We start from the raw sequence: 25,137 nt of genomic DNA, 5'->3' as shown, positions 1-25,137 counted from the left end.
GAAAGGTGCTCCATGAAGAAGGTATACGGCTCGGCTACTGAAGCGCTGGACGGTGTCCTGCACGACGGCATGCTTATCGCCGCGGGGGGGTTCGGCCTCTGCGGTATTCCGGAACTGCTGATCGACGGCATCGTCGCGTCGGGCGTCAAGGATCTGACGGTTGCCTCGAACAATGCGGGCGTTGATGGCTTCGGCCTCGGCAAGCTCCTGGAGACCCGGCAGATCAAGAAAATGATGTCGTCCTACGTGGGCGAGAATGCCGAATTCATGCGGCAATACCTGTCCGGCGAGCTGGAGCTTGAGTTCAACCCGCAAGGCACGCTGGCCGAACGGATGCGCGCGGGCGGGGCCGGTATTCCGGGCTTCTACACCAAGACCGGCGTCGGCACCCAGATCGCCGAGGGCAAGGACGTCAAGCAATTCAACGGCGAGGACTACATCATGGAGGAAGGCATCTTCGCCGACCTCTCCATCGTCAAGGCGTGGAAAGCGGACGACACCGGCAACCTGATCTTCCGCAAGACGGCGCGCAACTTCAACCCGCCCGCCGCGATGTGTGGGCGTATCTGCATCGCCGAGGTCGAGGAGATCGTGCCGCGCGGCTCGCTGGACCCCGACCTGATCCACCTGCCCGGCATCTACGTGCATCGCCTGATCCAAGGGCAGCACGAAAAACGCATCGAACAGCGCACCGTGCGCAAGCGGGAGGACGCATAATGCCCTGGGATCGCAACCAAATGGCGGCGCGTGCCGCGGAAGAACTGGAAGACGGCTGGTATGTGAACCTCGGCATCGGCATTCCGACGCTGGTGGCGAATTACGTGGGCGACAAGGACATCACCCTGCAATCCGAAAACGGCATGCTCGGCATGGGCCCGTTCCCCTATGAGGGCGAGGAAGACCCCGACCTGATCAACGCCGGCAAGCAGACCATCACCGAGTTGAGCCGCACCGCCTATTTTGATTCAGCTACCAGCTTCGGCATGATCCGCGGCGGCAAGATCGCGGCGGCGATCCTGGGCGCGATGGAGGTGGCCGAAAACGGCGACCTCGCCAACTGGATGATCCCCGGCAAGCTGGTCAAGGGCATGGGCGGCGCGATGGACCTTGTCGCGGGCGTGGGCCGCGTGATCGTGGTGATGGACCACACCAACAAGCATGGCGACAGCAAGCTCCTGAAGGAATGCACCCTGCCGCTGACCGGCACCGGCGTGGTGGACCGGATCATCACCAACCTGGGTGTTCTCGATGTCGTCGAGGGCGGGCTGAAGATCGTCGAGACCGCCGAGGGCGTGACCGAAGACGAGATCCGCGCCGCGACCGAGGCGACCATCGTCAATTGAGATCGGGCCGGGCGGGGGGGGCTTTCCCCTGCCCGGCACCTCACCGCGCGGGCACCAGCCGCGCGACGACCTCCTCCAGCACCTTTCGGAATGGCTCCACCCCCAATGCGGGTTCCGCATCGGGGCGCAGCATCAGGCCGACCGGCCCGGTGGTCAGGCTGGTGTCGAAGGGCAGTTCGACCAGTTTGCCCTCGGCCACCTCATTGGCCACGACGCCCGATGAGATGATCCAGATCGCGTCCGACCGGTGGGTGTAGACCCGGCCAAACGCACCCGAGACGGTCTCCAGCTTGCGGGGGATCTCGCCCACGCCATTGGCGATCAGGAAACGTTCGACCAGCGGCGCGATGGCCGAGCCGTCGGGTGGGTAGACCACGGGCCAGTCGGTCAGCGCATCCAGGCTGGGGGCCTCAAGGATCGGGTGGCCGGGGCGGGTGACGAAAACAACGTGCTCGTTGTAAAGCTGCATGAAGGACAGACCTTGCATCGTGTCAGGGGGCCCCATGCGCCCGATCACGAGGTCCAGATCCCCGCTGCGCAATCGCTCGATCAGGTAGGCGTGCGGCCCGTCGAGGATGCGCAGGGCAAGCTCGGGCAACGCCAGTTCGGCCTCGCGCACGACCTCGGGCATCAGCCAGGCGGCGACACTGGGAAGGAGGCCGACGGACAGCAGCGACCGCCCGCGCCGTTCCACCTGCGCCACCCCGTCGAAGCCCTGGCGCAGGGCAGCCAGGCTCATCCGGGCGAAATGCAGGAAGACCTTGCCCTGCGGCGTCAACGTCACGCCTGCGCGGCTGCGAATGAGGAGCGGCTGGCCAACGATCTCCTCCAATTCCTTCAACGTGCGCGACATGGCCGGTTGGGTGAGATAGAGCGCCTCGGCCGCGCGGTTCATGCGGCCCTGGCGCGTGATTTCCACGAAGGCCTGAACATGGCGGATCTTGATGCGACGGTCGATCATTGCTTGCCCATTTCGATAAGTAAACTGGCGACAAACGGATTTTGCAATCCTTGGCCGTCAAGTTACGGTTAGGCAAGGGAGGATCATCATGCGTACACAAGTGGTCATCATCGGCGGCGGGCCCTCGGGCCTCCTGCTCAGCCAGCTTCTGCACCGCAAGGGCATCGACACGGTCGTGCTGGAACGCAAGACGCGGCAATACGTGCTTGGCCGCATCCGCGCGGGCATCCTGGAGGTCGGCTTCGTCGACCTGATGCGCGAGGCCGGGGTGGGCGCGCGCATGGATAACGAAGGCTTCATCCATGATGGCACCGTCATCGCCTTCGACAACGAGGATTTCCACGTCGATTTCAAACGCCACACCGCCACAACGGTCATGGTCTACGGCCAGACCGAGGTGACGCGCGACCTCTATGATGCGCGCGAGGCGATGGAGGGCAAGATCGTCTTCAACGTAGATGGCGTGACGATCCACGGGGCTGACAGCGACGCGCCGCATGTCACCTATTTCGTGGACGGGGTCGAACACCGGATCGACTGCGAATACGTGGCGGGCTGCGACGGGTTCCATGGTGTCAGCCGCCAGACCATCCCCCTGTCGGTGCGGCGCGAGTATGAGAAGGTCTATCCCTTCGGCTGGCTCGGCATCCTGTCGGAAACGCCGCCCGTGCATGAGGAACTGATCTATTCCAATTCGGATCGCGGTTTCGCGCTCTGTTCGATGCGCAATGCCAATCTCAGCCGCTACTATATCCAGTGCTCGTTGAGTGATTCCCCCGACGACTGGGACGATGCCGGGTTCTGGGAGGAATTGAAGCGCCGTATCCCGGAAGAACATGCCGACAACCTGATCACCGGGCCGAGCATCGAGAAATCCATCGCACCGCTGCGCAGTTTCGTGACCGAGCCGATGCGGTGGGGGCGGCTGTTCCTCTGTGGCGACGCGGCCCATATCGTGCCGCCCACGGGGGCCAAGGGGCTGAACACGGCGGCCTCGGACATCCACTACCTCTATCACGGTCTGTTGGCCAAGTATCAGGACGGCGAGGCGGAGGGGCTGGACAGCTATTCCGGCAAGGCGCTGGCCCGCGTCTGGAAGGCCGAGCGCTTCAGTTGGGCCACCACCAACATGCTGCACCGCTACCCCGATCAGAGCGAGTTCGACATCAAGATGCAGCGTGCCGATCTGGAGTTCCTGCGCGACAATGACAGCGCGCAGAAGGTATTCGCGGAAAATTACGTCGGCCTGCCATATTGAAGGGACATGCGATGAGCGAGAAGATCGAGACCGGCATGGCCGTGCGCCGCAAGGTTCTGGGCGATGCGCATGTCGACCGGGCCGAGGCGAACAAGACCGATTTCGACGCGCCTTTCCAGACGCTGATAACCGAGGCGGCCTGGGGCACGGTCTGGGCCTCGGACGCGATCAGCTTGCGGGAACGGTCGATGCTGACGCTGGCGTTGCTGGCGGCGACCGGCAATTTCGAGGAGATCCCGATGCATATCCGCGCGACCGTTAACACCGGCGCCAGCGAGGCCGACGTGATCGAGGCGTTCCAGCATGTCGCTATTTACGCGGGCGTGCCGAAAGCCAATCATGCGATCAAGCTGGCCAAGGCCACCTATGCCGAAATGAGGGAGGACAAGACATGAAACCCGCAGAGTTCTATGCCCGCGACCGACGCTGGCACCCGCCCGCGCTGGCGCGCGATTACAAGACCTCGGTCACCCGGTCGCCTCAGTACGCCGCGATTTCCTTGCAGAACTCGGCCTCGGAACTGACCGGCCCGGTCTTCGGCCATAACGACATCGACGCGATCGACAATGACCTGCTGGCGAATTACGCGCAGCCCGGTGAAAGCCCCATCGGCGAGCGCATCATCGTGCATGGCCGGGTGCTGGATGAAAACGCCCGGCCCGTGCCGAACACGCTGGTCGAGATCTGGCAGGCCAATGCGGGCGGGCGCTATCGGCACAAGAAGGACACCTATCTTGCGCCCATCGACCCGAATTTCGGCGGTTGCGGGCGGACCCTGACGGATGAGAACGGCTATTACTATTTCCGCACCGTCAAGCCCGGTGCCTACCCGTGGCGCAACTGGGTCAACGATTGGCGGCCCGCGCATATTCATGTGTCCGTGTTCGGCTCGGGCTTCGCGCAGCGCCTGATCACGCAGCTTTACTTCGAGGGCGACCCGCTGATCGCGAAATGCCCCATCGTGGCGACCATTCCCGACCCACAGGCGATCGACATGCTGATCGCGCGGCTGGACATGAACGCAACCATTCCGCTCGATACCATCGCCTATCATTTCGATATCGTGCTGCGGGGGCGGCGCTCGACCCTGTTTGAAAACCGGCTGGAGGGGAACTGATGGGAATGAAATACCTCAAGGAAACGCCCTCGCAGACGGCAGGGCCTTACGTCCATATCGGCCTCGCCCCCGGTGCGGCGGGCTTCGACATCTACCGCGAGGAACTGGGCCATGACATCGCCGGACCGAACCCCAAGGGCGAACGCATCCGCGTCGAAGGTCTGGTGATCGACGGCACCGGAAGCCCGATCAAGGATGTGCTGCTGGAGGCATGGCAGGCCAATGCCGACGGGCATTACGCCCATCCCGAGGGCAGCGGCGAGGTCGAGGAGGGTTTTCGCGGTTGGGGCCGTGTCATCACCGATTTCGAGACCGGCGAATGGGGCTTCGACACGGTCAAGCCGGGGCGCGTGATGGGGCGCAACGGGCGGCTCATGGCGCCGCATATCAACCTCTGGATCGTCGCGCGCGGGATCAACCTGGGGCTGAACACCCGGATGTATTTCGCTGACGAGGACGCGGCCAATGCCGAGGATCCGGTGATCAACCTCATTGAATGGGAACGTCGCCGCGCGACGCTGATCGCCAGGCGCGAGGACCGCGACGGCTTGTCCCTCTACCGCTTTGACATCAAGGTGCAGGGCCAGGACGAAACCGTCTTCTTCGACATCTGAGAGGCCCCGACATGACCAAACCCTGCATCATCTGCGTGGCGATCACAGGCTCGGTGCCGCAGAAATCCGACAATCCCGCCGTGCCGATCACGGTCGCGGAACAGGTCGAGAGCACCCAGGCCGCGTTCGAGGCCGGGGCCAGTATCGTGCATGCGCATGTGCGCAACGATGACGGCTCCACCACCAGCGACCCGGAGAAGTTCGGCCGCCTTATGGAGGGGATCAAGACGCACTGTCCGGGCATGATCATCCAGTTCTCGACAGGCGGGCGGTCGGGCGCAGGGTCGGCGCGCGGCGGCATGCTGCCCCTGCGCCCCGATATGGCCTCGCTGGCCGTTGGGTCCAACAACTTCCCCACCCGTGTCTATGAGAACCCGCCCGATCTGGTCGATTGGCTGGCCTCGGAAATGCGCGCGCATGATGTCGTGCCCGAGATCGAGGCCTTCGACCTCAGCCATATCCACCAGGCGGTGGCGATGCACAAGGACGGGCGGCTGCCGAAGCCGCTCTATGTGCAGTTCGTCATGGGGGTGAAGAACGCGATGCCGGTGGATCGGGACGTGTTCGATTATTATGTAAGAACGATGGAGCGCCTGGCCCCCGAGGCCGAATGGTGCGCCGCGGGGATCGGGCGGCACCAGCTTGAGGTCAATGAATGGGCGATTGCCGCGGGCGGGCATACGCGGACGGGGCTGGAGGACAATATCCGCCTGGACCGCGACACGCTTGCCCCTTCCAACGCGGCGCTGGTGGAACGCACGGTCAATGCCTGTAAGAAATACGGGCGCCCGGTTGCCAGCTGGCAGGAGGCGCGCGAGATCCTGGGGCTGCGGCCTGAGTAAAGGACGCGCTTGAGACGACCCCGCGCCTACCCGTCCATCATCGTGCGCAACACGCAGCCATCCGTGACCAGTTCCGGCGGTGTCACGCAAAGCAGCCGCGCCGCGCGCCAGGTTGCCAGAACCCTGGTCACATAGTCCCGCGTCTCCGCGTAATCCGGCACGCCATCCGCCGCGCGCACGGCCCCCTCGCCCGCATTGTAGCCCGCCAGCGCCAGGATCGGATCGCGGTCGAACTCCTCCATCAGCCAATCGAGATAGGCGACACCGCCGGTGATGTTCTGGACCGGATCGAAACTGTCGGACACGCCGAACCGGGTGGCGGTGGCCGGGATCAGCTGCATCAGACCTTGCGCCCCCGCGCTGCTTTCGGCCCGCAGGTCGCCGCGCGATTCCACCGCCATCACCGCCAGCACCAAGGCCGGTGAGACGCGCGTGCCGATGGTGGCGCGCAGGATGTCGAGGTCATGGCTTTCGGAGAGCGCCAGCAATGTCTCGGCCCGCGCGATGGGCAGGCCCGCCGCCTCGGGCGCGGTTTCCAGCAGACGGATCGCCGCCATGAAGCGCCCCGCGCCCTGATCGCGGCCTGCCGGGATCTGGTCCCAGAACCACGCCGAGGAGGCGGGCGCGGCTGGCCTCTCGGGTGTGGCGACGGCTGCGGGTGCAACCGCCTGGGGCCCGATCTGGATATTGATCAGGGGACCGGTATGGCCTGCATCGGGCACCGTGATGCGGCGGAAACTGAATTCGGGGAACGGCGGCGGACCGTCTGTATCACCCTCCTGCGCCGCGACGGGCGCGACCAGCCCCGCCAGAACCAGCAAGACGGCGGAAAGACCTGCACTGCGCATGGAACCTGCTCCTCATGGCTGCGATTTTTTCCTTTCAGTCTGCCTGATCCGCATTTTTTAGGAAAGAGGTCCAGGCCGCGCCTCTGACCAATCTGCGTTAACTTATTGATAATAAATAATTCCCACCCCAAAACCCTGAGCCGGCATGGTAAATATTACGTGAAATGACCGAAAACCCGCCCAATTCCTGCCCGATTTCCGGGGCCTAACTTCTCTCATTCGCCGATCCGGGCGGGACCAACGCAGAGCACATCCCCGGTCCGGATCACCAGAGGCGGGCAAGAAGAAACCGAGCAACCACAAACCTGTCGAGGGACAATCCAATGACCGCATATATCGAGAACTTCGCCAAATCCGAATCCGGTGCCGTGACCGTTGACTGGGTCGTGCTGACCGCCGCCATCGTCGGCCTCGGCCTGGCCGTCATGGCCGTCGTATCGAATGGCGTCGAGAACCTCTCGGGCGATATCCAGACGCAGTTGGAAGTTGACCAGATCAGCTCCTCGTTCGACTGAACCGAACACGACCAAAAGACTTCCTGCAAAGAGGGCCGCGCATCCAGGCACGGCCCTTTTTCATTGGCAATGGGTCGAATACTCCGAAAAGCCTGCGAAATTTCTTGGTAAATTCTTCATTATTTCGTTTCCGCGCCCAAATCGCGCCGCGATTGACCAGCATATTCATGCCATCCCAAGGGGCCACGCTCTTCGACGGGGCCAACCCTGACCGAACAAAAACCAAGACCTGGAGCCAAACAAATGACCGCATATATCAAGAACTTCGCCAAATCCGAATCCGGTGCCGTGACCGTTGACTGGGTCGTGTTGACCGCCGCCATCGTCGGCCTCGGCCTGGCCGTCATGGCCGTCGTGTCTTCGGGCGTCGAGAACCTCTCGCGCGATATCCAGACGCAGTTGGAAGTCGACCAGATCAACTCCTCGTTCGACTGATCCGAACACGACCAAAAGACTTCCCGCAAAGAGGGCCGTGCAATCCGCGCGGCCCTTTTTGTTTGTCACGCGATTCGATTGTCCTGCCCTGCCCGACCCTGGAGGAAAAGCCGCTGAAATTTCTTACTAAATTCTAAACAAATCCCTTTGAGCGCCCAAATCGCGCCCCAATGGACCAGCATATTCATCTCATCCCAAGGGGGCACGCCCCTCGGACGGGCCAACCCTGACTGAATACAAACCAAACCTGGAGCTAAACAAATGACCGCATATATCAAGAACTTCGCCAAATCCGAATCCGGTGCCGTGACCGTTGACTGGGTCGTGCTGACCGCCGCTATCGTCGGCCTCGGCCTGGCCGTCATGGCCGTCGTGTCCTCGGGCGTCGAGAACCTCTCGGGCGATATCCAGACGCAGCTGGAAGTCGATCAGATCAGCTCCTCGTTCGACTGATCCGAACACGACCAACAGACTTCCCGCAAAGAGGGCCGCGCAACCAGCGCGGCCCTTTTCATGTTTCCAATACCCAGATAATTCACGAAATTTGTTTCCAAATTTCACCCGCAATTTGTCATCAATTGCCCACTTTTGCCCCATTTCCGCCTTAGTTCGCCGCGATTGTTCCTAGGTCTGCTCGGGATGCTGCCACATCCCTTAAAAACCTGGAGGATCTGCCATGCGTGCTGCCGCTCGCCTGAAGTCGTTTGCCTTGTCGGAATCCGGTGCTGTCACCGTCGACTGGGTTGTCCTGACCGCCGCTCTTGTCGGCCTGGGGCTTGCCGTGACCAACACGGTCGGCGCGGGTCTGTCGAACCTGTCCAATGAAATCCGGACACAGCTGGAGCGTGACCACATCAGCACCGGCTTCGACTGATCCCTGACGGGTCTCGTTCCCCCCGCTCGGGATCCTGCACCGGAGTCCGGGGGGAATTGAGTCAAACTCTCGCGGTTTTGCACCGCCCGGTCCCCGCTCTGCCTTTTTTCTGCCCCCTCCTGCGGGCCAATTGAGCGGGCCCTACAAGGTGCAGGCGACAGAATGCGCTCCGGCCCCCGCGATATCCGCGTGGCGGTCTTTCCAAGACAAACGCAGGAGCAAACCCCATGTCTTTCAAATCTCTTCCCAATTTCCTTGCCGACGAATCCGGCGCCGTGACCGTCGACTGGGTCGTGCTGACCGCCGCGCTGGTGGGCCTCGGCCTGGCCGTGATGTCGGTCGTCTCGGGCGGGCTCGAGGATCTTTCGGGCGATATCAACAGCCAGCTGGAAGCAGACCACATCACCGACGCCTTTTCGGACTGAGGTTGCCACGTCCGCCTGACCTGGCCCCGCATGAGCGGCCCGGCCAATCCACTCGCATGTTCGGCGCGCCGCCCGCCTCGCGGTTGCGCGCCGAACCAAAACTGCCGATCAAACGTCCCGCGCCGACCATTCTTTCGCCCCAATCCTTTGACAGATTGGCGCGGAACGAAACCGGCCGGGACCGATCCGGCCTGATGACAGGCACTATATAAGGGGCTCGTGACATGCGCGTAATTTTCGGACTCGTCCTCATCATAGGCGTTGGCCTCGCGGGATTTGCCGTTTACGTGGCAAAGGACCGGTTCACGCAATACCAGGATGCACTGGCCTCGCAGCGCGATGCCATCGTTCCGACCACATCCGTCTATGTCGTCAACCGCGAGATGCGCTATGGCGAACAGATCAGACCGGCGGATGTCGAGGCCATCGAATGGCCCGAGGCAAGTGTCCCTTTCGGGGCCTTCACCAGCGCCGAGGAGCTGTTTCCCGAAGGCGAAGACCTGCGCACCGTTCTGCGTGTGATGGAACGCAATGAACCGGTGCTGATCACCAAGGTCTCGGCCCCCGGTGCGGATGCCGGCGTCGCCTCGCGGCTGGAACGCGGGATGCGCGCCTTTGCGCTGCGCGTCGATGTCGCCACCGGCGTGTCGGGTTTCATCCGGCCCGGCGACCGGGTCGATGTCTACTGGTCCGGCAATGCGCGGGGCGAGAACGTCACCCGGCTGATCCAGGCCTCGGTGCCGATCATCGCGATTGACCAGATCTCGGATCAGGACCGGCGCAACCCGACCGTGGCCCGTACCATCACCATCGCCGCACCCGCCCATCAGATCGCGGCGCTGGCACAGGCGCAGGCCACCGGCGCGCTCAGCCTGTCGCTGGTCGGTGTGCGCGACGACAGCGAAAGCGAGACCATCGAGGTCGATCAGGACGCGCTTCTGGGTATCGCCCAGGCCGTGGAAGCCGAAGGGCCCGAGATCTGCACCGTGCGCAACCGGCGCGGAGCCGAAGTGATCGTCACGCAGGTGCCTTGCACCAACTAACCGGAAACAAATGACAAAACGGCCTCCACAATATTGGGGGCCGTTTGCGTTCCACTGCTGAACTTGCGGTTGCGTGCTTTTCAAATCACATGAAACTCACCCCGCAAGATGCTGATTCTTGCGCATTATTGCAAATTGGGGCATGGTGCGCACAATCGGGTCAAAAGAACCCTCCCAAATCCGTGATCAGAGAGGCAGGATCACAATGAGCATTATACGCCATATCTGCGCGGTCCTCCTGGGCTGTGCAGTGATCGTCACAACCCCCCTTCCCTCGACGGCCCAGGTCCTGCGCGTGCTGGAAGGCGCGACATCGACCACGTTGCGCGTGCCCATGAACCGCGCCGTGGTGGTCGAGAGCGAGGCTCTCTTCGCCGAGCTGTCCGTCGCCAACCCCCAGATCGCTGATATCGCGACCCTGTCCGAGCGCACCATCTACGTCCTCGGGCGCGCGCCCGGCCGCACGACGATGACGCTGCTTGGTGTCGATGGCGGGCTGATCGCCAATGTCGAGATTCAGGTCATCCCCGACCTGGCCGAGTTCCGCGAACGCCTGCGGGAGATCCTGCCAAACGAGGCCATCGAGGTGCGCAGCGCCAATGACGGCATTGTCCTGTCCGGCACCGTCTCCTCGGGGCAGATCCTGGATCGCGCGCTTGAACTGGCGCAACGCTACGCGCCGGACCGGGTGTCGAACCTGATGGTCGTCGGCGGCACGCAGCAGGTGATGCTGCGGGTCCGCTTCGCGGAGATGTCGCGCACCGTGCGGCGCAACCTGTCAGCGAGCTTCGGCGCGGCAGTCGGCGATGTGCAGCTTGGCACCGGCAACGCCGCGACGACATTCCCCTCCACCACGATCTCGCCCGATCTGGGCGGGCGCAACGGGGCGCTTGGCGTCACCTTCGGATCGGGGTCGGCGCAATTCGCGATCCTGCTGGAAGCGCTGGAAAGCAACGGCATGGTCCGCACCCTGGCCGAGCCGAACCTGAGCGCCCTATCGGGGGCCACCGCCTCGTTCAACGCGGGCGGCGAATTTGCCGTCCCGGTCCAGACCGAAGACGGGATTTCCGTTGATTTCAGGCCCTTCGGCATCAACCTGGTCTTCACGCCGACCGTTCTCAGCGATGAGATCATCAACCTGAACCTCTCCGCCGAAGTCTCGTCGATCGACATCAACGTGCCGACCGTGAACGACGTCCCCGGCCTGCGCACCCGCACCGCCTCGACCACGGTGGAAATGCGCGACGGGGAAAGCTTCGTCATCGCAGGGCTTTTGCAGGACGATTTCCGCGACAGCATCGGGCAGGTGCCCTGGCTTGGCGACATCCCGGTTCTGGGCGCGCTCTTCCGCAGCACCAATTACCAGCGTGAGCAATCGGAACTGGTCATCATCGTCACCGCCCACCTGGTGTCGCCGACACGGGGCGAGGCGCTGGCCCTGCCCACCGATCGCGTGCGCATCCCTACGGAAAACGAGCTGTTCCTCTTTGGACAGACCGCCGGGCGGCCCGCCGCAGGCAGCGCCGCCGGCGATGTCGCGCAGCAGGATTTCAGCGGTTCCTACGGCTATGTGATGGAGTAAGGACATGACCATTCGATTTCCGATCGCACTTGTCGCGGGCCTCTCGGTCCTTGCCGTCGCGGGCTGTGAAACCATCGGCGGGGTCCGCGAAGCCGGGCATTCCCTGGATGAGGGCCGCTTTGGCGACCCGACGATGAACAACATCCTGGTGATGACCGGCCAGCGCGACTATTACGAACAACTGGCGCAACGCTTTGCCGCGGAAGTGCCGACAACGATCAACTTCGCCTTCAACTCGGCGCAACTGAGCCCGCAGGCACAGGCCGTGCTGCGGCAACAGGCGCGCTGGATCAATGCCTTCCCCGAGGTCCGGTTCAGCGTCTACGGCCACACCGACCTTGTCGGCACCGACGCCTATAACCTGCGTCTGGGACGCCGCCGCGCGCAGGCCGCCGTCAACTACATGATCGCGCAAGGCGTCGACCGCCACCGCCTGGATGCGCTGGTTTCCTTCGGCGAGACGCAGCCTCTGGTCGCCACGCCGAACCCGGAAATGCGCAACCGGCGCACCGTGACCGAGGTGTCGGGCTTCATGCAGGATCATCCGATGGTCCTGGACGGGCGCTATGCCGATATTGTTTACCGCACCTATGTCGCCTCGGGCGGGAGCGGGGAATAACCGGCCAAACTGCCGAAAATCGGGAACAATACCCCAGTATTTCGGCTTTTTGGTCGCAATCTCGCCCAAGTTAACGGGCAAGTATCGGAGCGGAGGCACCAGACCCGGGTTCTGATCGAGCATATCCCCGAACATGGTCCTCCCGGTTCCATGGGCTATCTGCCCGGACCGATATGACAACCGATCCGGCGACAAGCCGGGCGAACCGGGGTACTGAGGATGAGCGGAGGCTTGGCGTTACAATCTAATCCAGCACCAATCGTTGCATGTACAATTGCGCGAGACGTGCAGATCTTTGACCTGCTGATCGACGATATCGAGGCGGAACTGGGCGAAGCATGGGGCGATCTGAGCTTTCTTGAAGCACAGACCTTCCTGAACCAGCCCGATGCCGAAACCCTGGAGTTCGTGGCGATTGCCATCGACGACGAGGACGAGCCCGAGATCGAGCTTGTCTGCTCCATTATCCGGCTTGCGAAATCCAAGGATATCAAGGTGATGCTGATCGCCGAGGATGTCAGCCCGGCGGCGCTTCACAAGCTGCTGCAATCGGGCACCGACGATTTCGTGCCCTACCCCCTGCCCGAGCGCGCCTTTCACGATTCGCTGGCCCGCATCCGCAGCAACACCCCCGCCCCCGCCGAGATCGGCGATCACGTGAGCGAGGGGGCCGAGTCGATCCAGCCCACTACGACCGATATCAAGGATCACGTCCTCTTCGCCGTGCAAAGCATGGCAGGCGGCACCGGGGCCACGACGCTGGCCGTCAACCTGGCCTGGGAACTGGCCAATATCGACAAGAAACTGTCGCCCTCGGTCTGCCTTCTGGACCTGGACCTGCAATTCGGCTCGACCTCGACCTATCTGGACCTGCCGCGCCGCGAGGTGATCTACGAGGTGCTCTCGGACGCGCAGACCATGGATGTGGATGCGTTCAAGCAGGCGCTGCTCAGCTTCAACCAGCGTTTGTCGGTCTTCACCGCGCCCTCGGACATCCTGCCGCTGGACATCATCGGCCAGGAGGAGGTCAAGGCGCTCTTGCGACTGGCGCGCGAAACCTTCGACGTGGTCGTCGTCGACATGCCCTCGACCATCGTGAGTTGGTCCGAGACCGTGATGAACGAGGCCGATGTCTATTTCGCCACGCTGGAACTGGACATGCGGTCGGCGCAGAACACGATGCGCTTCATCAAGGCGCTTCAGGCCGAGGGCCTGCCAACCGACAAGATGCACTACGTGCTGAACCGCGCGCCCCGCAACCTGGACCTGTCCGGCAAGGGCCGCGTCAAGCGCCTGGCCGAAAGCCTGGATATCGAGCTCAAGACACAGCTTCCCGACGGCACCAAGCAGGTCAGCCAGGCCTGCGACCATGGCGTGCCGCTGGCCGACATGGCCCGCAAGAACCCGCTGCGCAAGGAAATCCTGAAGCTTGCCAAGACCCTGCATGAGGCCATCGCGGTCCAAGCGGTCGCCAGATAGAGGACGCCTAGGATGTTTTCGCGCTACAAGAAATCCGGCAATGCGACGCCCATCCACCCCGCATTGATGACCGACGCCCCCCCTGCCCCGGCCAGACCCGCCGAGGCCGAGGTCAAGCCCAAGACCACGTTGCGCAAGCCGCCGAAGAAACCGGATGTGGCCCCGGCGGAACCTGTCGCGCTGGACAAGGAAGCCAAGCGCCGCCAGCGCCTGGACGAGATCAAGACCGAGATGCATTCGCGTCTTCTGGACAATCTCAACCTCTCGGCGCTGGAAACCGCCAAGGAAAGCGAACTGCGCGCCGAGATCATCTCGATCACCAATGACGAGCTGGCCGATATGGGCGCGGTGCTGAACCGTGAGGATCGCACCACGTTGCAGACCGAGCTTTTTGACGAGGTCACGGGGCTCGGTCCGTTGGAGCCGCTGCTCAAGGACGACACGGTCAACGACATCCTGATCAACGGCCCCTACAACATCTTCATCGAACGCGCCGGCAAGCTGGAAAAATCCAGTATCCATTTCAAGGATGAACGCCACCTTCTGCGCATCATCGACAAGATCGTGTCCGCCGTGGGCCGCCGGGTCGACGAATCGAACCCTTATGTCGATGCGCGCCTGAAGGACGGCTCGCGTTTCAACGCGATGGTGCCGCCCGTGGGCGTCGATGGCAGCCTCGTCTCCATTCGTAAATTCAAGAAGGACAAGCTGCAGATCGACGACCTGGTGCAGTTCGGCGCCTTCAACGAGGAAATGGCCGCCTATCTGCAAGCCGCCGTCGCCTGCCGCCTGAATGTCGTCGTCTCGGGCGGCACGGGGTCGGGCAAAACGACCACGCTCAACGCGCTGTCCTCCTTCATCGACAATTCCGAACGCATCCTGACGATCGAGGATACGGCGGAACTGCAATTGCAGCAGGAACATGTGGGCCGGATGGAAAGCCGCCCGCCGAACGTGGAAGGCAAGGGCGCGGTCACGCAGCGCGACTGCCTGCGCAACGCCCTGCGGATGCGGCCCGACCGGATCATCGTCGGCGAGACGCGCGGCGAGGAAGTGATCGACATGCTCCAGGCCATGAATACCGGCCATGACGGCTCGATGACCACGATCCACGCCAACAGCGCCCGCGACGGAGTCAGCCGCCTGGAGAACATGATCGCCATGGCGGGCATCGAAATGCCGCTGAAAGCGGTGCGCAGCCAGATCGCCTCGGCCGTGAACCTGATCGTGCAGGCCAGCCGCCTGCAGGACGGCTCACGCCGCATGGTCTCGATCACCGAAGTGACGGGGATGGAGGGCGACGTGATCTCGATGCAGGAGATCTTCCGCTACGAGCGCCTCGGCCTGCAACCCGATGGCAAGATCATCGGCCGCTTTACCGCCTGCGGTGTGCGCAGCCATTATTCCGACAGGTTCCGCCAATGGGGCTATGACCTGCCGACCTCCATCTATGAACCCGCCGGGGACTGACGCCCATGAACCTCTCCATCGAACCGCTTATCTATATCGGCATCTTCATCGGCGTCATCATGCTGGTCGAAGGCGTCTACCTTATGGTCTTCGGCAAGTCGATCAGCCTCAATTCCCGCGTCAACCGGCGCCTGGACCTGATCAACAAGGGCGGCAACCGCGAGGATGTGCTGGCCAAGCTGCGCAAGGAACTGGACCAGCATACCGGGTCGAAGACGATCCCGCTCTATACCCTGATCGCGTCCAAGGCGCAGAAGGCCAATATCGCCTTCACGCCGCCGCAACTCTTGCTGGTCATGGCCGGGCTGACGGTCGCCGCCTTTGTAATGCTGACCACCGCGACGGGTGCGTCGCTGCCGATCAGGCTCCTGGTCTCGGTCATCATGGGGGTCGGCGGGGTCTATTACTGGGTCAACTCCAAGGCCAAGAAGCGCATCGGCATGATCGAGGAACAACTGCCCGACGCGGTTGAACTGATGGTGCGGTCCCTGCGCGTCGGCCACCCCTTCATCTCGGCCATCAACACCGTGGCCAAGGAGGTTCAGGATCCGCTCGGCTCGGAACTCGGCATCATCGCGGACGAGGCCGCCTATGGCCGCGACATCTCCGAGGCGATCGAGGCCATGGCCGAACGGCTGGACCTGCAGGATCTGCGCTTTCTGGCGGTTGCCGTGGGCATCCAGCAGAAATCGGGCGGCAACCTGGCCGAGATCCTGTCCGGCCTCGCCGCCGTGATCCGCTCGCGGTTCAAGCTCTTTCGCAAGGTCAAGGCGATCACCGCCGAGGCCAAGTGGTCGGGCATGTTCCTGTCGATCTTTCCGCTGCTGGCGCTGGTCGGCATCAACGTGATGCAGCCCGACTATTACGATGACGTCATGGAAAGTGCCGCCTTCATTCCGGCCGCCGCCGTCGTTGCCGTCATGTTGGGTGTCAACGTCATCGTCATGCGCATGATGGTCAATATCAAGGTCTGAGGAGCAACCAGTATGGACGCGATCAACACATATATCACCGATCTCCTCGGCCCCCTCGGCCCCCTCTTCGTGGTCGGCGGGCTTGGCCTTCTGCTGGTCCTGCTGGCGGTGCCCGCGATCCTGTTCCAGAAGAAGGATCCGCTGTCCAAGCTGAAAGAGTCGCAGAACGATCGCCATGCAGGCGTTCCCAAGGGCCTGCGCGTCGGCGGCAAGAATGAGAAACTGGACAAGTTCAAGCAGTTCCTGGAGCCGCAGAACCAGGAGGAATACGGCGCCGTCCAGTTGATGCTGATCCGGGCCGGCTATCGCTCCAAGGGGGCGGTGCAGACCTTCCATTTCGCGCAATTCGCGCTTGGCATGGGCTTTCTGGCGCTCGGCGTGATCTACACCTTCATCGCGGGCGAGATGACGACGCAAAAAAGCATCCTCAGCGTGCTGATCCCCGGTGCGGTCGGTTATTACCTGCCCAAATACTGGGTCCAGCGCCGGGTACAGACCCGCGAGGAGGAGATCACCTCGGGCTTTCCCGACGCGCTCGACCTTATGCTGGTCTGCGTCGAGGCGGGCCAGTCGCTGGACCAGGCGATCATCCGCGTCGCCAAGGAGATCCGGTCCTCCTATGAATCGCTGGCCGACGAGTTCGAGATCGTCGCCTATGAGATGAAGGCCGGCAAGGACAAGACCAAGGTGCTGCGCGACTTCGGCGAACGCTGCGGCGTGCAGGATGTGAACAGCTTCGTCACCGTGCTGATCCAGTCGGCCACCTTCGGCACCTCGATCGCCGAAGCGCTGCGGGTCTATGCCGAGGAAATGCGCGACAAGCGGGTGATGCGGGCCGAGGAAAAGGCCAACAAGCTGCCCACGAAACTGACACTGGCCACGATGATGTTCTGCGTGCCGCCGCTCTTGATCATCCTGATCGGTCCGTCGGTCTACGGCATCAGCCAGAACCTGGGCGGGCAATAGGAGAAGAAGGGGCAAACTGGATGTGGGGCAAGACATTCCTGGTGATGGCCGTGTTCGGTCTGGCCGCGTGCGAGAATTCGGCGCGGCTTGACCCGTTGGAAGGGGGGCCCCCGCTGCCCCCCGGCATGGCGGTCCAGCGCGGCGGCGTCGACCAGATGATCGTCGGCCACCGGCTGATGGATGCGGGCGAATACCAGCTTGCGCTGACCGCCTATATGCGCGCCGCCGGTGAGAACGGCATGACGGCGCAGGCGCTGTCCTCACTCGGATCGGCCAACCTGCGCCTGGGCCGTCTGGGCCAGGCCGAGGACCAGCTGCGCGAGGCGGTCGAGCTTGACCCGGACTCGGTCCCCGCCTGGAACAACCTCGGCGTGGTCTTGATGGAACGCGGCGAATACGGCGAGGCGCGGCGCATCTTCCGCCATGCCTATGCGCTGGATAGTGGCGAAAGCGACTCGATCCGCGAAAATCTTCGGCTGGCTATCGCGCGAACCGAAATTCCCGACTACACTGAGGAAAATACGAATAACAGCTTCGAGTTGGAGCGGCGAGGCGGCGGGCGATACCTCCTCCTCCGGACCCCATGATCGAAGGAAACGAGAGCAGTGAGAGGCCGATAATGCGCCCATATATCAAAACCACGGCAGTGATCTCTGTCGCGCTTGCGCTTGCAGGCTGCGAACAATCGGGTTCCGCGGATGTGGACCGCGCGATCGGGGATCTCAATGTCATCGACGAAAACAACCTCAACGACATCATGTTGTCGGCGGCGGACCCGGCCGAGGCGGTGACCTATTTCCGCAGTGCCGCCGCCGAAAACCCCGACCGGATCGACCTGCAACGCGGTCTGGCCACCAGCCTCATTCGCGCCCGAATGCACACCGAAGGGGCCGCCGCCTGGGCCCGCGTGGTGGCAAGCGACGAGGTCACCGACCAGGACCGGGTCGATTATGCCGATGCGCTGATCCGCACCAATGACTGGGACGGGGCGGAAGAGCAGCTGGACCTCGTGCCGCCCACCTTCGAGACCTATGAACGCTACCGGCTGGAGGCGATGGTCGCCGACAGCGACCAGGAATGGGACCGCGCCGACAGTTTTTATGAAACCGCCGTGGGGCTGACGATGCAGCCCGCGGGCGTGCTCAACAACTGGGGCTATTCGATGCTGACGCGCGGCGATCACGAAGGGGCCGAACGCCTCTTCACCGAGGCGCTGACCTATGATCCCAACCTGTTCCACGCCAAGAACAACCTTGTGCTGGCCCGTGCCGCGCGCGGGCAGTACACCCTGCCGCTGGTGCAGGTGACGCAGGTGGAACGGGCGCAGCTGCTGCACACCATGGCGCTGGCCGCCGTGCGTCGCGGCGATATCGATATCGGCCGTGGCCTGTTGCAGGATGCCATCGACACCCACCCGCAGCATTTCGAGGCAGCCGTCACCGCGCTGCGCTCGCTCGATAGTCAAGGATGACCGCCCATGACCCTCGCCCTGACCGCCGCTGAGGCCCTCTGGTTCCTGCCCTTCGTCCTGCCAATCTGCATCTGGGTCGCCTGGTCCGACCTGCGCGAGATGCGCATCCCCAATGTCAGCGTGCTGGCGCTGGCCGGTGTCTTCCTGGCCGTGGGTCTCATCGCCCTGCCCTTCGAGGTCTATTACATGCGCCTGCTGCAACTGGCGATCGTGCTGCTGGCGGGGTTCCTGCTGACCTCGCTCGGCCTGGTCGGCGCGGGCGATTCCAAGTTCGCCGCCGCCATGGCGCCCTTCATCGCACCGGGCGATTACCTGATGTTCCTGACCCTCTTCGCCGCCGTGCTGATCGGATCGTGGATCACCCATCGCGGGGCCAAGGCCGTGCCGGCGGTCCGCCGCGCGACACCCGGTTGGGTCTCCTGGGATCGCGGCAAGCTTTTCCCCATGGGCGTGGCGCTGGCCGGTGCGCTGGTGGTTTACCTGGCCCTCGGGATTGTCACCGCGCCTTAATTAATTCGCAATTCTGGTGTGAAATTGCAGGTGTGAAGCAGAAGGTCCGTCGCCCATGAACATGCACGCAAATGACACTGCCTCCTTCGCGCCGCCCAAGCTGCGGCGGCTGGAGGATACCGGCCTCCAACCCGTGATGATGCGGGATATCCTGCTCAAGACGGTCTTTCGCAAGAATGTCGAACAGGCCAGCCAGATTGCCGAGGCGATCTGCCTGCCGATGCCACTGACACAGGCGCTGATCGACGGGCTGCGGGAAATGGGCCTGTTGCAGGCCATGGGCACGATGCACGCGACCTCCAGCTCCGAGATGGGGTTTCAGCTCACCGATGCGGGCAAGGCGCGCGCGCTCGATGCGCTCGCCCAGTCCGAGTATTACGGCGCGATGCCGATCCCGCTGGAGGCCTACAAGGAACAGGTCAAGCGCCAGTCGGTCAAGAACGTGCTGATCACGCGGGCCGCGCTTGAGGCCAGCATGGGCCACCTGATCCTGCCCAAGGGCATGATCGACCAGCTTGGGCCAGCCGTCAGTTCGGGCCGCTCGGTCCTGATGTACGGCCCTCCCGGCAACGGCAAATCCTCCATCGCGGAAGGTATCCGTGCGGCCCTTGGCGACACGATCTACGTGCCGCGCGCGATTTCCTATGCCGGTCAGGTGATCACGGTCTTCGACCCCATCGTGCACAGCCCCGTCGCGGTGGACGAGACCGAGACCAGCGCGCTGCGCCGCCGCTCGGAACGCTTCGACACGCGCTACCTGATGTGCCAGCGGCCCACGGTGATGACGGGCGGCGAATTGACCCTGTCGATGCTGGACCTCAACTACAACAAGACCTCGCGCACCTACCAGGCCTCGCTGCAACTGAAATCCTCGGGCGGCGTCTTCATCGTCGACGACCTTGGCCGCCAGGAGGAGCCGCCGCAGGCCCTGATCAACCGCTGGATCGTCCCGATGGAGGTCGGATATGACATCCTGACGCTGCAATCGGGCGAAAAGTTCGAGGTGCCCTTCGACACGCTGGTGGTGTTCTCGACCAACTTCCACCCCAACGACCTCTTCGATGGCGCGGCGCTGCGCCGGATCTTTTTCAAGGTCAAGGTGGACGGGCCCACGCAGGAGGAATTCCTCAAGATCTTCGCCATGGTCGCGCGCAAGAAGAAAGTGCCGCTGGACGAGGCGTCGCTGCTGCACCTTCTGAAGAAGAAATACCCGACGATCGACAACCTCTATGCCAACTATCACGCGCCCTTCCTGATGGATCAGCTGATCGCCATTTGCGAGTTCGAGGGCATCCCCTACCAGATGCGGCCCGACCTGCTCGATCGCGCCTGGCAGAACATGTATGTGACACAGGAAACCATCGCCCACTGAGGCGCGCCTTTTCCGTCGACGGAAAAGACCGCCGCGTGGTCGATCACGCGCAAAGGCGCATCATGCGCCTTCCCCGCGCCTGTCCTCTGGCGTATCCCTTGGGGCATGACGCCCATCCCCGCCACCATCGAAGCCTGGTTCACCGATCAGGGCTGGCACCTGCATCCGCATCAGCGCGCCATGCTCGCCCGCGCGGGCGAGCCCGCCCTGATGCTGATCGCACCCACGGGTGGCGGCAAGACCATGGCCGGGTTCCTGCCCACGCTGGCCGAGCTGGCCGATGGCAGCCATAACGGGCTGCACACGCTCTACATCTCGCCGCTCAAGGCGCTGGCGGCCGACATCAAGCGCAACCTGCGCCGCCCGGTCGAGGAGATCGGCCTGCCCATCCGCATCGAGGACCGCACCGGCGACACCAGCCAGACGCAGCGCAAACGCCAGCGCGCCGACCCGCCGCATATCCTGCTGACGACGCCCGAAAGCCTCGCCCTGCTGACCTCCTACGAGGATGCCGCGCGCACCTTCAAGGGCCTCAAGCGGGTGATCGTCGATGAAATCCATGCGCTGGCCGAAAGCAAGCGTGGCGATCAGCTCTTCCTCGCCCTCTCGCGGCTGGAGACCCTCGCCCCCGGCCTGCGCCGTGTCGGGCTGTCGGCCACGGTCGAGGATCCCCCCGCGCTGGCCAACCTGCTCGCCCGCCACCCCGACCCCTGCGCCATCCTGATGGCCGATCCCGGCCCGGATCCCGACATCTCGATGCTGCAAACGCGGGAGAAACCGCCCTGGTCCGGCGGGGGTGGCGCCTATGCGATCCCTGCCGTGCTGGACCAGATCCGCCAGCACAAGACCACGCTCATCTTCCACAACACCCGCGCGCAGGCCGAGATCTTCTTTCACAACCTGTGGCTTGCGAATGACGAGGCCCTGCCCGTCGGCATCCATCACGGCGCGCTGGCCCGCGAGCAACGCGAAAAGGTCGAGGCCGCGATGGTCGCGGGCAAGTTGCGCGCGATCGTCTGCACCGGCTCGCTCGATCTGGGCATCGACTGGGGTGATGTCGATCTGGTCATCCAGGTCGGCGCGCCCAAGAACGTCAAGCGCCTGGTGCAGCGTATCGGGCGCGCCAACCACCGCTACAACGCCCCCTCCAAGGCGCTGCTGGTGCCCGCCAACCGCTTCGAGGTCGTCGAATGCGTCGCGGCGCTGGAGGCCGTGCGCGCCCGCGACCTGGACGGCGAGCCGCGCGGCCCCGGCCCGCTCGACGTGCTCTGCCAGCACATCCTGATCCGCGCTGCCGCGGGGCCGTTCGACGCCGATGACCTCTTCGCCGAAATCATCACCGTGGGGGCCTATGCCGCCCTGCCCCGCGCCACATTCGATCGCTGCCTGGATTTTGTGGCAACCGGCGGCTATGCCCTGCGCGCCTATGATCAGTGGCAGCGGCTGGTCCAGCGCCCGGACGGCCTCTGGCAGTTGCGCGACCCGCGCGCCGCGTCCCGTATCCGGATGAATATCGGCACCATTACCGATAGCGAGAAACTGAAGGTGCGGCTCAAACACGCCCGCAGCGGGGCTGCGCTTGGCGAGGTCGAGGAAGGCTTTGCCGCCACCCTGACTCAAGGCGACACTTTCCTGATCGGGGGCCGCATCGTGCGCTACGAAGGCTTGCGCGAGATGGTCGTGGAAGTGACGAAAAACGCCAGCCGCAAACCCCGCATCGCGGTTTTCTCCGGCACCAAGTTCGCCACCTCCACGCAGCTTTCGGACCGGATTCTGCGCATGTTCCAGCAAGAGAGCTGGCCCAACCTGCCCACCCACACCGCCGATTGGCTGGCCCTGCAGCGCCAGGTCTCGCGCCTGCCCGAACGCAAGCGACTGCTGGTCGAGACGTTCCCGCATGACGGGCTGCATCACCTGACCGCCTACGGCTTCGCGGGCCGCAATGCGCAACAGACGCTCGGGCTTCTCCTGACGCAGCGGATGGAGGCGGCCGGCCTGAACCCGCTCGGTTTCGTCGCCACCGATTACGCCACGCTGATCTGGGGGCTCGATCCCGTGACCGACCCCGCCCCGCTCTTTGCCCGCGACAACCTGAAAGACGCGCTCGAGGGCTGGCTGGCGGGCAACGCGGTGATGAAACGCACCTTCAAGACGGCGGCGCTGGTCGCGGGGCTCATCGACCGCAACAGCCCCGGCAGGCGCAAATCGGGGCGGCAGGCGACATTTTCCACCGACATCCTCTATGACACGCTGCGCAAATACGATCCCGACCACCTGATGATGCAGGTCACGCGGGACGAGGCGATGCGCGGGCTGGTCGATTTCAGCCGCATCGAGGCGATGCTGGACCGGATCGGGGGCCGCATCGACCATGTCGTGCTCACCCGCGTCTCACCCCTCGCCGCCCCCCTGTTTCTTGAGGCTGGCCGGGTGCCCGTCGCGGGACGGGCCGAAGAGACGCTGATAGACCGCGAACGGCAGGCGCTGATGGCGGCGGCGGGGCTTGAATAGCGCGGCGCCCCGTGCGATTGAACAAATCATGAACGGGCTTCCCTTCAGTCTTGCGGGCGCGGACCTGCTGGCCCTGCCCTCCGGCGCGCTGTTCTGGCCCGCGCGGGACCTGCTTTGCGTCTCGGACCTGCATCTTGGAAAATCCGAGCGGATGGCCCGGCGCGGCGGCCCGATCCTGCCGCCCTACGAGGCGCGGGAGACGCTCGCCCGACTGGCCCGCGACATCGACGCGGTGAGGCCACAGACCGTCATCTGCCTTGGCGACAGCTTCGACGACCTGGGGGCCATGCGCGCGCTGGAGGACGCAGCCAGGGCCGAGATCGCGGCGCTGATGGCCGGACGGCGCTGGATCTGGATCGAGGGCAATCACGATGCCGGACCGGTCGATCTTGGCGGCTCGCATCTGCATGATCTGCAAGTCGCCCCCCTCACCTTCCGCCATATCGCCAGCCCGGATGCCAGGGGCGAAGTCTCCGGCCATTACCACCCGAAGGCGCGGCTTGCGCTCAAGGGCCGGACCCTGACGCGCGCCTGTTTCCTTGTCGATGACGCCCGCCTGATCCTGCCCGCCTATGGCACCTATACCGGCGGGCTCTACAGCGACAGCGCGGTACTGTCGGACCTTATGGCCCCCGAGGCCCGCGCCCTGATGCTGGCCGATCCGCCCCTCGCGGTGCCGATGCCGCGCCGGACTTGTGCGCCCGGCTCGGCGCGGGCATCCTGAGGACATGGACCGGATCAAGGACAGCTTTGCCAGACAGGGCCTGATGCAGACGCTCGGCGCGGAATTGGCCGAGATCGCCGAGGGCCGCGTCGTGATCACCGCGCCCATCACCCCTGCGGCCAGCCAGCAGCACGGTTTCGCCCATGCCGGCATGACTTTCGCGCTTGGCGACAGTGCCGCGGGCTACTCGGCCCTGTCGCTTATGCCCGAGGGGGCCGAGGTGCTGACCGCCGAGATGAAGATCAACCTGCTGGCCCCCGCCGACGGGGTCCGGCTGATCGCGACGGGCGAGGTCGTGAAACCGGGCCGCAAGCTGGTTGTGGTGCGCGCCACGGTCGAGACCGAGACCGCCGACGGCACCCGCAAACCCGTCGCGATCCTGCAAGGCACGATGGTGCCGGTGATTCCGAAATCCGGGTGATTACTCCTCCGCGGGGGCGCTGAACCCGGCCGCTTTGTGGCTGCCATCGCAGAACGGCTTGTTGGCGGACTGCCCGCAGCGGCAGAAAAACAGCTTCTCGCCCCGCGCGATCCGCCCGCCGGTCGCATCCGTCACTTCCATCGGCCCCACCAGTCCAAGCGGCCCGTTCGGCACCGGCCTGATCTCCAGCACCGCCCCGATCTCGTTCCCGCCGCTGTCCTTGTCGGACGCGGGCGGCATGCCTGTCGCGGCGAACCCGGCCTCTTTATGCGCGCTGTCGCAAAACGGCTTGTTCTTCGACGCGCCGCAGCGGCAAAGCGTCAGCCGGGTATGGCCTTCGCCGTTCAGGCGCAGATCGCCCGTCAGTTCCAGCGGCCCGTTCTCCTGGATCCGCACCCGGTTGATGCCTGCGGGACGCTCCTCGGCGCCCCCGTCCTTGCGGGTGAACTGCAACGCGCCGGAAGGGCAGGTCCGGATCATCGCCGCCACCTCCTCTGCCGGGACGGCGTCGGGATCGACCCAGGGCTTGCGCGCCGGGTCGAAGACCTGTGGCAGGGACAGAAAGCAATTGCGCGAATGGATACAGCGGGACATGTCGAAACTGATGTCGATATCCGTCCCGGAATAGCTGCGGGGCTTGGCCATGGGGTCCTCCTGGCGTGGCTGCACTGGGGTCGAGCATAGCCGCCCGCGCCCCGGATCACCAATAGGCCCGGTCTGCCTTCATCTTGGTCGAAATACTTTGGGGAGCGCGAGGGGTAAA

General features: G+C 64.0%; 29 protein-coding genes. 26 read left to right on the top strand and 3 right to left on the bottom strand.

Annotated elements, in window-relative coordinates:
• The first annotated feature begins 12 nt into the window (after window positions 1-12).
• A complete protein-coding gene (locus tag AC13C7_RS05530) occupies window positions 13-717 on the top strand; it encodes a CoA transferase subunit A (RefSeq protein ID WP_172319685.1) in 705 nt (234 codons plus the stop codon).
• Window positions 717-1,343 carry a 3-oxoacid CoA-transferase subunit B gene (locus AC13C7_RS05525; RefSeq protein ID WP_172319684.1) on the top strand — a complete coding sequence of 209 codons (627 nt, stop codon included), beginning with the start codon at window positions 717-719 and terminating at the stop codon, window positions 1,341-1,343. Before AC13C7_RS05530 ends, AC13C7_RS05525 begins: the two co-directional genes overlap by 1 nt.
• Window positions 1,344-1,383: 40 nt before the next feature.
• On the opposite strand, the gene pcaQ is transcribed toward AC13C7_RS05525, so the two are convergent.
• Complete coding sequence (gene pcaQ, locus AC13C7_RS05520) at window positions 1,384-2,304, bottom strand: pca operon transcription factor PcaQ (protein ID WP_172319683.1); 921 nt, start codon at window positions 2,302-2,304, stop codon at window positions 1,384-1,386.
• An 88-nt stretch (window positions 2,305-2,392) separates the two neighbouring features.
• Here pcaQ and pobA point away from each other — a divergent pair, with 88 nt between their 5' ends.
• The 5 genes from pobA to AC13C7_RS05495 are packed head-to-tail and all read left to right on the top strand — an operon-like array spanning window position 2,393 to window position 6,135.
• On the top strand, window positions 2,393-3,562 hold the full coding sequence (gene pobA / locus AC13C7_RS05515) for a 4-hydroxybenzoate 3-monooxygenase (protein ID WP_482866846.1): 1,170 nt from the start codon (window positions 2,393-2,395) through the stop codon (window positions 3,560-3,562).
• Window positions 3,563-3,573: 11 nt separating this feature from the next.
• Window positions 3,574-3,957 carry a 4-carboxymuconolactone decarboxylase gene (pcaC, locus tag AC13C7_RS05510; RefSeq protein WP_446118202.1) on the top strand — a complete coding sequence of 128 codons (384 nt, stop codon included), beginning with the start codon at window positions 3,574-3,576 and terminating at the stop codon, window positions 3,955-3,957.
• Entirely contained in the window at window positions 3,954-4,679 is a 726-nt protein-coding gene (gene pcaH / locus AC13C7_RS05505; protein ID WP_474887163.1) for a protocatechuate 3,4-dioxygenase subunit beta, read from the top strand. Before pcaC ends, pcaH begins: the two co-directional genes overlap by 4 nt.
• A 5-nt stretch (window positions 4,680-4,684) precedes the next feature.
• Window positions 4,685-5,293 (top strand): protocatechuate 3,4-dioxygenase subunit alpha, encoded by a 609-nt coding sequence (gene pcaG / locus AC13C7_RS05500; protein WP_482866845.1) that lies wholly within the window; start codon window positions 4,685-4,687, stop codon window positions 5,291-5,293.
• Between the two features lie 11 nt (window positions 5,294-5,304).
• Entirely contained in the window at window positions 5,305-6,135 is an 831-nt protein-coding gene (locus AC13C7_RS05495; RefSeq protein ID WP_482866844.1) for a 3-oxoadipate:acetyl-CoA acetyltransferase, read from the top strand.
• Window positions 6,136-6,161: 26 nt separating this feature from the next.
• Here the strand turns inward: AC13C7_RS05495 and AC13C7_RS05490 are convergent, their stop codons facing one another.
• Window positions 6,162-6,983: a lytic transglycosylase domain-containing protein gene (locus AC13C7_RS05490; protein WP_482866843.1), complete on the bottom strand. Its 822-nt coding sequence runs from the start codon at window positions 6,981-6,983 to the stop codon at window positions 6,162-6,164.
• 323 nt (window positions 6,984-7,306) lie between these two features.
• On the opposite strand from AC13C7_RS05490, the gene AC13C7_RS05485 reads away from it, so the two are divergent.
• From AC13C7_RS05485 to AC13C7_RS05395, 19 genes are all read left to right on the top strand, one after another.
• Complete coding sequence (locus AC13C7_RS05485; RefSeq protein WP_482866842.1) at window positions 7,307-7,498, top strand: pilus assembly protein; 192 nt, start codon at window positions 7,307-7,309, stop codon at window positions 7,496-7,498.
• 243 nt (window positions 7,499-7,741) lie between these two features.
• Window positions 7,742-7,933: a pilus assembly protein gene (locus AC13C7_RS05480; RefSeq protein WP_446117307.1), complete on the top strand. Its 192-nt coding sequence runs from the start codon at window positions 7,742-7,744 to the stop codon at window positions 7,931-7,933.
• A 261-nt stretch (window positions 7,934-8,194) separates the two neighbouring features.
• Window positions 8,195-8,386: a pilus assembly protein gene (locus tag AC13C7_RS05475; protein ID WP_446117306.1), complete on the top strand. Its 192-nt coding sequence runs from the start codon at window positions 8,195-8,197 to the stop codon at window positions 8,384-8,386.
• A gap of 223 nt (window positions 8,387-8,609) precedes the next feature.
• Window positions 8,610-8,807, top strand: a complete 198-nt coding sequence (locus AC13C7_RS05470) for a pilus assembly protein (RefSeq protein WP_172319674.1) — start codon at window positions 8,610-8,612, stop codon at window positions 8,805-8,807.
• Window positions 8,808-9,034: 227 nt separating this feature from the next.
• Window positions 9,035-9,232, top strand: a complete 198-nt coding sequence (locus AC13C7_RS05465) for a Flp family type IVb pilin (protein WP_172319673.1) — start codon at window positions 9,035-9,037, stop codon at window positions 9,230-9,232.
• A 224-nt stretch (window positions 9,233-9,456) separates the two neighbouring features.
• On the top strand, window positions 9,457-10,275 hold the full coding sequence (gene cpaB / locus AC13C7_RS05460) for a Flp pilus assembly protein CpaB (RefSeq protein WP_446117305.1): 819 nt from the start codon (window positions 9,457-9,459) through the stop codon (window positions 10,273-10,275).
• Between the two features lie 205 nt (window positions 10,276-10,480).
• Entirely contained in the window at window positions 10,481-11,857 is a 1,377-nt protein-coding gene (locus AC13C7_RS05455) for a type II and III secretion system protein family protein (RefSeq protein ID WP_482866841.1), read from the top strand.
• 4 nt (window positions 11,858-11,861) lie between these two features.
• Window positions 11,862-12,476: an OmpA family protein gene (locus tag AC13C7_RS05450; protein ID WP_172319671.1), complete on the top strand. Its 615-nt coding sequence runs from the start codon at window positions 11,862-11,864 to the stop codon at window positions 12,474-12,476.
• A gap of 219 nt (window positions 12,477-12,695) precedes the next feature.
• Complete coding sequence (locus AC13C7_RS05445) at window positions 12,696-13,955, top strand: CpaE/TadZ family protein (RefSeq protein WP_446117302.1); 1,260 nt, start codon at window positions 12,696-12,698, stop codon at window positions 13,953-13,955.
• A gap of 12 nt (window positions 13,956-13,967) precedes the next feature.
• Window positions 13,968-15,425 (top strand): TadA family conjugal transfer-associated ATPase, encoded by a 1,458-nt coding sequence (locus tag AC13C7_RS05440; protein WP_482866840.1) that lies wholly within the window; start codon window positions 13,968-13,970, stop codon window positions 15,423-15,425.
• Window positions 15,426-15,430: 5 nt separating this feature from the next.
• Complete coding sequence (locus tag AC13C7_RS05435; protein WP_172319668.1) at window positions 15,431-16,399, top strand: type II secretion system F family protein; 969 nt, start codon at window positions 15,431-15,433, stop codon at window positions 16,397-16,399.
• A 12-nt stretch (window positions 16,400-16,411) separates the two neighbouring features.
• Window positions 16,412-17,365: a type II secretion system F family protein gene (locus AC13C7_RS05430; RefSeq protein ID WP_172319667.1), complete on the top strand. Its 954-nt coding sequence runs from the start codon at window positions 16,412-16,414 to the stop codon at window positions 17,363-17,365.
• 20 nt (window positions 17,366-17,385) lie between these two features.
• Window positions 17,386-17,952, top strand: a complete 567-nt coding sequence (locus AC13C7_RS05425) for a tetratricopeptide repeat protein (RefSeq protein ID WP_172319666.1) — start codon at window positions 17,386-17,388, stop codon at window positions 17,950-17,952.
• Window positions 17,953-17,984: 32 nt separating this feature from the next.
• The gene (locus AC13C7_RS05420; RefSeq protein ID WP_482866839.1) at window positions 17,985-18,836 is read left to right on the top strand and encodes a tetratricopeptide repeat protein; all 852 of its coding nucleotides are present in this window, start codon (window positions 17,985-17,987) and stop codon (window positions 18,834-18,836) included.
• A 6-nt stretch (window positions 18,837-18,842) separates the two neighbouring features.
• The gene (locus tag AC13C7_RS05415) at window positions 18,843-19,346 is read left to right on the top strand and encodes a prepilin peptidase (protein ID WP_172319664.1); all 504 of its coding nucleotides are present in this window, start codon (window positions 18,843-18,845) and stop codon (window positions 19,344-19,346) included.
• Window positions 19,347-19,401: 55 nt separating this feature from the next.
• A complete protein-coding gene (locus AC13C7_RS05410; RefSeq protein WP_407925855.1) occupies window positions 19,402-20,718 on the top strand; it encodes an ATPase in 1,317 nt (438 codons plus the stop codon).
• Window positions 20,719-20,823: 105 nt separating this feature from the next.
• A complete protein-coding gene (locus tag AC13C7_RS05405) occupies window positions 20,824-23,229 on the top strand; it encodes a ligase-associated DNA damage response DEXH box helicase (protein ID WP_482866838.1) in 2,406 nt (801 codons plus the stop codon).
• Window positions 23,230-23,257: 28 nt separating this feature from the next.
• On the top strand, window positions 23,258-23,953 hold the full coding sequence (gene pdeM, locus AC13C7_RS05400) for a ligase-associated DNA damage response endonuclease PdeM (protein WP_482866837.1): 696 nt from the start codon (window positions 23,258-23,260) through the stop codon (window positions 23,951-23,953).
• A gap of 4 nt (window positions 23,954-23,957) precedes the next feature.
• Entirely contained in the window at window positions 23,958-24,374 is a 417-nt protein-coding gene (locus tag AC13C7_RS05395) for a PaaI family thioesterase (protein WP_482866836.1), read from the top strand.
• Here AC13C7_RS05395 and AC13C7_RS05390 read toward each other — a convergent pair whose 3' ends face one another.
• A complete protein-coding gene (locus tag AC13C7_RS05390; RefSeq protein ID WP_482866835.1) occupies window positions 24,375-25,019 on the bottom strand; it encodes a CDGSH iron-sulfur domain-containing protein in 645 nt (214 codons plus the stop codon).
• Window positions 25,020-25,137: the final 118 nt, after the last annotated feature.

Source organism: Alterinioella sp. B-7, from assembly GCF_056857775.1.
The sequence above is the reverse complement of the archived record's forward strand: the minus strand, read 5'-3'. Positions and strand labels throughout refer to the sequence as shown.

What these genes read in the sequence shown, in the direction of transcription:
- AC13C7_RS05530 (WP_172319685.1), top strand. Translation starts at nt 13, where the DNA reads ATGAAGAAGGTATACGGCTCGGCTACTGAAGCGCTGGACGGTGTCCTG.
- AC13C7_RS05525 (WP_172319684.1), top strand. Translation starts at nt 717, where the DNA reads ATGCCCTGGGATCGCAACCAAATGGCGGCGCGTGCCGCGGAAGAACTG.
- pcaQ (WP_172319683.1), bottom strand. Translation starts at nt 2,304, where the DNA reads ATGATCGACCGTCGCATCAAGATCCGCCATGTTCAGGCCTTCGTGGAA.
- pobA (WP_482866846.1), top strand. Translation starts at nt 2,393, where the DNA reads ATGCGTACACAAGTGGTCATCATCGGCGGCGGGCCCTCGGGCCTCCTG.
- pcaC (WP_446118202.1), top strand. Translation starts at nt 3,574, where the DNA reads ATGAGCGAGAAGATCGAGACCGGCATGGCCGTGCGCCGCAAGGTTCTG.
- pcaH (WP_474887163.1), top strand. Translation starts at nt 3,954, where the DNA reads ATGAAACCCGCAGAGTTCTATGCCCGCGACCGACGCTGGCACCCGCCC.
- pcaG (WP_482866845.1), top strand. Translation starts at nt 4,685, where the DNA reads ATGAAATACCTCAAGGAAACGCCCTCGCAGACGGCAGGGCCTTACGTC.
- AC13C7_RS05495 (WP_482866844.1), top strand. Translation starts at nt 5,305, where the DNA reads ATGACCAAACCCTGCATCATCTGCGTGGCGATCACAGGCTCGGTGCCG.
- AC13C7_RS05490 (WP_482866843.1), bottom strand. Translation starts at nt 6,983, where the DNA reads ATGCGCAGTGCAGGTCTTTCCGCCGTCTTGCTGGTTCTGGCGGGGCTG.
- AC13C7_RS05485 (WP_482866842.1), top strand. Translation starts at nt 7,307, where the DNA reads ATGACCGCATATATCGAGAACTTCGCCAAATCCGAATCCGGTGCCGTG.
- AC13C7_RS05480 (WP_446117307.1), top strand. Translation starts at nt 7,742, where the DNA reads ATGACCGCATATATCAAGAACTTCGCCAAATCCGAATCCGGTGCCGTG.
- AC13C7_RS05475 (WP_446117306.1), top strand. Translation starts at nt 8,195, where the DNA reads ATGACCGCATATATCAAGAACTTCGCCAAATCCGAATCCGGTGCCGTG.
- AC13C7_RS05470 (WP_172319674.1), top strand. Translation starts at nt 8,610, where the DNA reads ATGCGTGCTGCCGCTCGCCTGAAGTCGTTTGCCTTGTCGGAATCCGGT.
- AC13C7_RS05465 (WP_172319673.1), top strand. Translation starts at nt 9,035, where the DNA reads ATGTCTTTCAAATCTCTTCCCAATTTCCTTGCCGACGAATCCGGCGCC.
- cpaB (WP_446117305.1), top strand. Translation starts at nt 9,457, where the DNA reads ATGCGCGTAATTTTCGGACTCGTCCTCATCATAGGCGTTGGCCTCGCG.
- AC13C7_RS05455 (WP_482866841.1), top strand. Translation starts at nt 10,481, where the DNA reads ATGAGCATTATACGCCATATCTGCGCGGTCCTCCTGGGCTGTGCAGTG.
- AC13C7_RS05450 (WP_172319671.1), top strand. Translation starts at nt 11,862, where the DNA reads ATGACCATTCGATTTCCGATCGCACTTGTCGCGGGCCTCTCGGTCCTT.
- AC13C7_RS05445 (WP_446117302.1), top strand. Translation starts at nt 12,696, where the DNA reads ATGAGCGGAGGCTTGGCGTTACAATCTAATCCAGCACCAATCGTTGCA.
- AC13C7_RS05440 (WP_482866840.1), top strand. Translation starts at nt 13,968, where the DNA reads ATGTTTTCGCGCTACAAGAAATCCGGCAATGCGACGCCCATCCACCCC.
- AC13C7_RS05435 (WP_172319668.1), top strand. Translation starts at nt 15,431, where the DNA reads ATGAACCTCTCCATCGAACCGCTTATCTATATCGGCATCTTCATCGGC.
- AC13C7_RS05430 (WP_172319667.1), top strand. Translation starts at nt 16,412, where the DNA reads ATGGACGCGATCAACACATATATCACCGATCTCCTCGGCCCCCTCGGC.
- AC13C7_RS05425 (WP_172319666.1), top strand. Translation starts at nt 17,386, where the DNA reads ATGTGGGGCAAGACATTCCTGGTGATGGCCGTGTTCGGTCTGGCCGCG.
- AC13C7_RS05420 (WP_482866839.1), top strand. Translation starts at nt 17,985, where the DNA reads ATGCGCCCATATATCAAAACCACGGCAGTGATCTCTGTCGCGCTTGCG.
- AC13C7_RS05415 (WP_172319664.1), top strand. Translation starts at nt 18,843, where the DNA reads ATGACCCTCGCCCTGACCGCCGCTGAGGCCCTCTGGTTCCTGCCCTTC.
- AC13C7_RS05410 (WP_407925855.1), top strand. Translation starts at nt 19,402, where the DNA reads ATGAACATGCACGCAAATGACACTGCCTCCTTCGCGCCGCCCAAGCTG.
- AC13C7_RS05405 (WP_482866838.1), top strand. Translation starts at nt 20,824, where the DNA reads ATGACGCCCATCCCCGCCACCATCGAAGCCTGGTTCACCGATCAGGGC.
- pdeM (WP_482866837.1), top strand. Translation starts at nt 23,258, where the DNA reads ATGAACGGGCTTCCCTTCAGTCTTGCGGGCGCGGACCTGCTGGCCCTG.
- AC13C7_RS05395 (WP_482866836.1), top strand. Translation starts at nt 23,958, where the DNA reads ATGGACCGGATCAAGGACAGCTTTGCCAGACAGGGCCTGATGCAGACG.
- AC13C7_RS05390 (WP_482866835.1), bottom strand. Translation starts at nt 25,019, where the DNA reads ATGGCCAAGCCCCGCAGCTATTCCGGGACGGATATCGACATCAGTTTC.